Below are 5,028 nucleotides of genomic sequence, written 5' to 3'. Positions count from 1 at the left end.
ACTTATGGTTCCGGATACTTCGGCAAGGGTAAAGGCGGTAATTTCCTTCACGGTATAGTCCCCGCTTAGTTCCATGAACACCAAAACCGAATTCTTTCCCGGTGTAACCGTATAGGTAACGCTTCCCGTCCCCACTAGTATTTCCCCGCCGGCAAATGCCTTATACGCCCGGGCGTTTATCGTCCATTCCCCCAGGCTGACAGAAAGGTTCACGCTTTCCTCTCCGGGCGAAAGTTTCTCGTAACGGGATTCTTCCCGGGGACCGGTAAAATCAAATTCATAGCGGAAGGATCGCGCTTCATCATCGGAGACCGACCGCGCCCCGTTTCCTGTTGTTACGGTTAGGTTCCCGCCGGGGCTTACCGGCTGCATAAAAATGTCACAACCGTTCAATGCAGACAAAAACACGGCAAGTATCAGTATCCCTGTTTTTTTCATTATATCCCCTTATTTCCCTTCCCCTGAAACACGCAGCACATTTCCTACTATCTGGGCATGGGTATAAGGGCCAAGGCAGAGCAAAAAAAGAGCGGAAACGGTGATGATTAACCCATTCCTGATATACATATTTCATCCCCTCGAGTGTAAAGAGGATAAAACACTATTTTCTATTTGTCAAACAGTAAAACTGCACAGATTTTCTGTGCAGTACGCACAGTTTTTTACGATTTTGTAAAAAAGATGCTGTCCAAGACGTCATCCGCACGGCACCTCAAGGCGCACCATCACCCCTTCCCCGGCGCCGCTCTTAAAGGACAGATGCCCCCCTATAAGGGCCGCCCGGTCATACATCCCCCGTATCCCTAAATGTTCCCCATGCCGATCCGTACCGTAATCCTCCGTGTTAAACCCGACCCCATCATCGGTAACCAGGATCAGCAGCGCCTTCCCCTCGTTCCGCAGCACCACCGAAACTTCACTCGCCTTGGAGTGGCGCTCCACATTCCCCAGGGCTTCCTGAACTATCCTGAAACATTGCAGCTGCGCCTCCGTCCCCAGGAGCCTTACCTGTACATCCTCCGCGGCAACCAAGCGGCATTCAATCCCACTCCGCCCCTGGAAGGTCCCGCATAGTCCCGTTAGGGATTCTACCAGGCCTACCCGTTCAAAATCCGGCGGAATCAGATCCATACAAATATCCCGTAAACGCCCGATAACCCCGTCACAGCGCGCGCTGATCTCTTCCCTTGCAACGGCAGCCGGTTCTGTAAGCGGTATCCAACCCAGGGTACGGATCTCCGGGATCACCGTATCATGCAGCTCCCGTGCAATCCGTGACCGCTCCCCCTCCTGGGCCAGGGTCAGCGCCCGGAAGAATCCTCCCCGTTCCCGCTCCCGGCGCCGGGACTGTTCCAAAGCCCGCCCCAAGAAACCCATAGCCAGAACCAACAGGACAACCAAAACAGAAAAAACATAGAACTGATGAAAATACGTCCGGTGAATCGAATCCGCCAGCGCCGTGTCCCGGGACAGCCAGTGATTAAGTTCCCCCTGAATATCCAGCGCCAGGGCCAGGGCAGTATCCCGCCGGCCCTCCCGTATCGCTTCCGTAAAAGAACCGGTTAGTTCCAGAATCCCCTGCACATTATCCTGGGACGCAGTAGGTCCCTGGGACGCAGTAGGTCCCTGGGACACAGTAGGTCCCTGGGACGCAGTAGGTCCCTGGGTAAACTCCGGAGTATACCGGTAGAGCCGGTACAGGGGTGAACCGAGGAACTCCTCCAAAGATGCGGTAAAATCATCAACCCTGCGGAAAAGTATCTCCGATTCGCCTGAAAGAAAAATCCCTTCGATGTCCCGCCACTGTTCCGCAGCCCGGTAGACCACCGTAGCGGTAATATCCTTTTCACTGCCCCCATGGAGGGGAGCGAAAACAAAAAGCATCAAACATACACCCCAGCCTATCCTCATGGAGGTCCTCCGCCATGTTAATTTACTATTATCATTTGACTAAACCGCAGTTTTCCCGGTATAATCGCCATCAGCTATGAAACTAAACCCCCTGCGGATCGGAAAAATTGTAATCCTCTGTCTGTTTGCCGCAGCGGGTAATTTTTTGCTGAACACCCTGGTAGAAACGGTTCTCCATCTGCCCCTGTTTTTAGACACCCTCTTTACGGTGGCCCTCACCTTTGCCGCCGGCCCCCTGCCGGGCATTGCCACCGCTATCCTGACCAGTCTTGCCAAATGGCTCAGATATGAAAGAATGTACGAAAAAGTGTGGACCTATCTGTTTGTCCTCTGCTCCATCGCCGAAGTAATAATCGTCTGGCTTTTCAACCGTCGTTACCTCAAAACCCACACCGACATGGACATCCCCGGCGAAAAGTACCCCTACGGGATCATCACCAAAGCTGTCTTCCTTCTAAAACTGTTCTTAGTCGCCTGTGTCGCAATCAGTGTTTCCGGAGGCATCATAGATTTACTGGCAAATCCCGCAACGAAGGGATATTTCTCCCCGGAGGACACCTTTAAGATGAGCCTCCTGCGGTACGGTACCCCCCTCTTGGAAGCCAACATCCTTTCCCGCATCCCCATAAATATTGTGGATCGGTTCATCGTCATTTTCGGCGGCTACGCCGTATCCCTTTTAGCCGTCCCATTCCTGAACAATAAAAAAAATCCAAAACCGAACCCTATAACTCCTCCAGCTCCCGCCGGTTCTTAACCCCGAGCTTTTCATATATCCGGTATAAATAATTCTCCACACTCCGTTCCACAAGCCCCATTTCCCCCGCAATCCGCACAGTCCCCCACCCCTTGTGGGCCAGGGTGTACACTTCCTGTTCCCGTTTCGTCAGTCCCATTATTAAATCCGGTACTATCGCCAGCTTGGAAATCAATTCCTGGTCCACCCACACCTGTCCCCCCAGCACCGCCGACATGGCCGCCTCCAGTTCCTGCAGCCCCTTCGCCTTGGACACATACCCCTTAACCCCCATGCTCAAGGCGTTCCTGACATGGGCATAATCCGTATAGATGGAGTACACCAAGGTTGCCGGAACCTTTGAATGCTGCTTAAACCGTTCCGAGAGGTATGGCAGTAAATCCAGTCCCCATTCCTGGTCCGCCAGCGCCATATCCAGGAGCGCCAAATCCGGCGGTTCCGCCAGTTCATCAAAAACCTTCCGGGCCTCGGTTAAATTCGCCGCCTGCCCTACCACAAGCCACTTTTCCGACAGCACCCCCACCAAGCCCCGCCGCATAATTTCCTGGTCCTCAACCACCACCACCGAATACGGCCCCTGCTTTTTATTTCTTTTTCCACTCATACCATTATGGTTCCCGTTAAACCAATTAATTACCACCCCTGCCGAATGCATTTGCCGGGGTAGCAGTCTGGTTTAGGCTTCTGCGATCTGCTCTTCTTTCCGGCCTTTCCCTTGGTTTCCCACCTCGACCGTTTGGGCATCATATCACCCTCAATTAGTGTAATCCCGGCCCATTTTTCCGTCAATCTGTAGTGATACAGCTTCTGTAGATACCGCTTGAGTTCACGGGGTTCATGGGAAGTTACAAAGGTGATGGTTAAATCGCCTATATTGCCGCTTTTTCCGATCCACCCGCCTCGATGTCTCGAGCGTTATTTCCCAGGAGTAGGACTTGTCAAAACTTGACATTATTTGATATAATGTCCCGGATAGTTAACATTTTTAAGTGAGGTTTTTAAAATGGCTGTACCTAGAGCGAATACGTCAAAAGCCCGGACCCGTCGCCGGCAATCAATCAATATGAAAATTACCAGTCCCACCTTAATCGAGTGCAGTACCTGTGGTAACCGGGTCCTGCTCCATCGGGTATGCCCTAAATGCGGATTCTACCGGGGCAAACAGGTAATTATTCCGGATGCGAAAGTTTAACGCGGACTTCCAGGTCCTGGAAAGCGCGTTTTAATTGTAGAAATTTGGAGGATACAAAGAGCATGGATGAATTATTTGAGAAGATCAAAAAGTTGATAGCGGATAAGCTGGAGATTGACGAGGGGAAGATAAGCCTGGATGCTTCTTTCCGCCAGGATCTGGGCGCCGACAGCCTGGATACCTACGAATTGGTTTATGCTATCGAAGAAGAGATGGGTATTTCCATCCCCGATGAGAAGGCCAACGAATTTGAAACCGTTCGGGATGCCTACGATTATATCAAATCCCAAAAATAATCCGGTACTGAGTCCCGAAAGAAAGAAAGAGTTGGCGGCGTTTGCTAAGACCGCCGGTATAAGGTTCAGGAGCCTAGAGCTTCTGAACCTTTCTTTCGTGCATCGGTCGGTGGCCAATGAATCGGGACTGCGGTACAACAACGAACGGCTCGAATTCCTAGGGGACGCCATCCTGGGGGCTGTAACCGCCACCCTGCTGTACCAGGGGCTCACCGACAAGCCTGAGGGGGACCTTGCGAAGATCAAGTCCGTGGTGGTTTCCGAGGATATCCTTTCCGGTATTGCCCGGGAGCTGCAAATCGACAGCCTGTTGATCCTGGGCCGGGGTGAGGAGCTTTCCGGGGGCCGTACTAAAAACGCTATCCTGGCGGACGCCATGGAAGCCCTGATCGGCGCCCTATACCTGGATTCGGGGTACAAGGCGGCCCATACCTTTGTCAGCAGCCGCATAGGCCCGGAAATCAAGCGGGTTTTGGATAACCGCCATCACCGGGACTACAAGTCCCTGCTTCAGGAACTATCCCAGCATTTGTACCGCAAATACCCCGCCTACCGCCTCTTAAAACGCAGCGGACCGGAGCACGACCGGTTTTTCTGGATAGAGGTAACGGTGGACGATAAGACCTTTGGACCCGGGATGGGAAAGAACAAGAAAACTGCAGAACAGGAAGCGGCGCGGATTGCCTACGATGCGCTTTCTCAATTACCTGAAAAGAATATGCCCATATAACTTTGTTTGGAGTACGGCGCCAGAACCCGGTAACGGAGTCCCCTAACTAAGTTTAGCGCATTCCTGCAGGTGAATGCCTGCCCACCGTAGTGTAGGCGCATATCTAATTGACATCGGCGGGCGGAGGGAGGGGCATCCCCGG

7 protein-coding genes are annotated in these 5,028 nt (G+C 52.6%); 4 read left to right on the top strand and 3 right to left on the bottom strand.

Features of this window, described 5'->3' with window-relative positions; genetic code table 11:
• The coding region (locus tag TPRIMZ1_RS0117340; RefSeq protein ID WP_010263684.1) for a hypothetical protein at nucleotides 1-438 on the bottom strand (438 nt) is incomplete at its 3' end.
• Between the two features lie 258 nt (nucleotides 439-696).
• On the bottom strand, nucleotides 697-1,911 hold the full coding sequence (locus TPRIMZ1_RS19475) for a sensor histidine kinase (protein ID WP_010263682.1): 1,215 nt from the start codon (nucleotides 1,909-1,911) through the stop codon (nucleotides 697-699).
• 76 nt (nucleotides 1,912-1,987) lie between these two features.
• On the opposite strand from TPRIMZ1_RS19475, the gene TPRIMZ1_RS19470 reads away from it, so the two are divergent.
• Nucleotides 1,988-2,668, top strand: coding sequence for a hypothetical protein (locus TPRIMZ1_RS19470; protein WP_010263679.1), 681 nt, complete (start codon nucleotides 1,988-1,990; stop codon nucleotides 2,666-2,668).
• Here the strand turns inward: TPRIMZ1_RS19470 and TPRIMZ1_RS0117320 are convergent.
• Nucleotides 2,637-3,272: a response regulator gene (locus tag TPRIMZ1_RS0117320; protein ID WP_010263677.1), complete on the bottom strand. Its 636-nt coding sequence runs from the start codon at nucleotides 3,270-3,272 to the stop codon at nucleotides 2,637-2,639. The two genes, TPRIMZ1_RS19470 and TPRIMZ1_RS0117320, sit on opposite strands and share 32 nt — an antisense overlap.
• 399 nt (nucleotides 3,273-3,671) lie before the next feature.
• Here TPRIMZ1_RS0117320 and rpmF point away from each other — a divergent pair, with 399 nt between their 5' ends.
• From rpmF to rnc, 3 genes are all read left to right on the top strand, one after another.
• A complete protein-coding gene (gene rpmF / locus TPRIMZ1_RS20185; protein WP_010263676.1) occupies nucleotides 3,672-3,860 on the top strand; it encodes a 50S ribosomal protein L32 in 189 nt (62 codons plus the stop codon).
• Between the two features lie 62 nt (nucleotides 3,861-3,922).
• Entirely contained in the window at nucleotides 3,923-4,156 is a 234-nt protein-coding gene (acpP, locus tag TPRIMZ1_RS0117315; protein ID WP_010263674.1) for an acyl carrier protein, read from the top strand.
• Between the two features lie 31 nt (nucleotides 4,157-4,187).
• Nucleotides 4,188-4,886 carry a ribonuclease III gene (rnc, locus tag TPRIMZ1_RS0117310; RefSeq protein ID WP_010263672.1) on the top strand — a complete coding sequence of 233 codons (699 nt, stop codon included), beginning with the start codon at nucleotides 4,188-4,190 and terminating at the stop codon, nucleotides 4,884-4,886.
• Nucleotides 4,887-5,028: the final 142 nt, after the last annotated feature.

It is taken from the genome of Treponema primitia ZAS-1, assembly GCF_000297095.1.
In the GTDB taxonomy this organism is placed as follows: Bacteria; Spirochaetota; Spirochaetia; order Treponematales; family Breznakiellaceae; genus Termitinema; species Termitinema primitia_A.
This window is presented reverse-complemented; position numbering and strand designations above follow the sequence as displayed.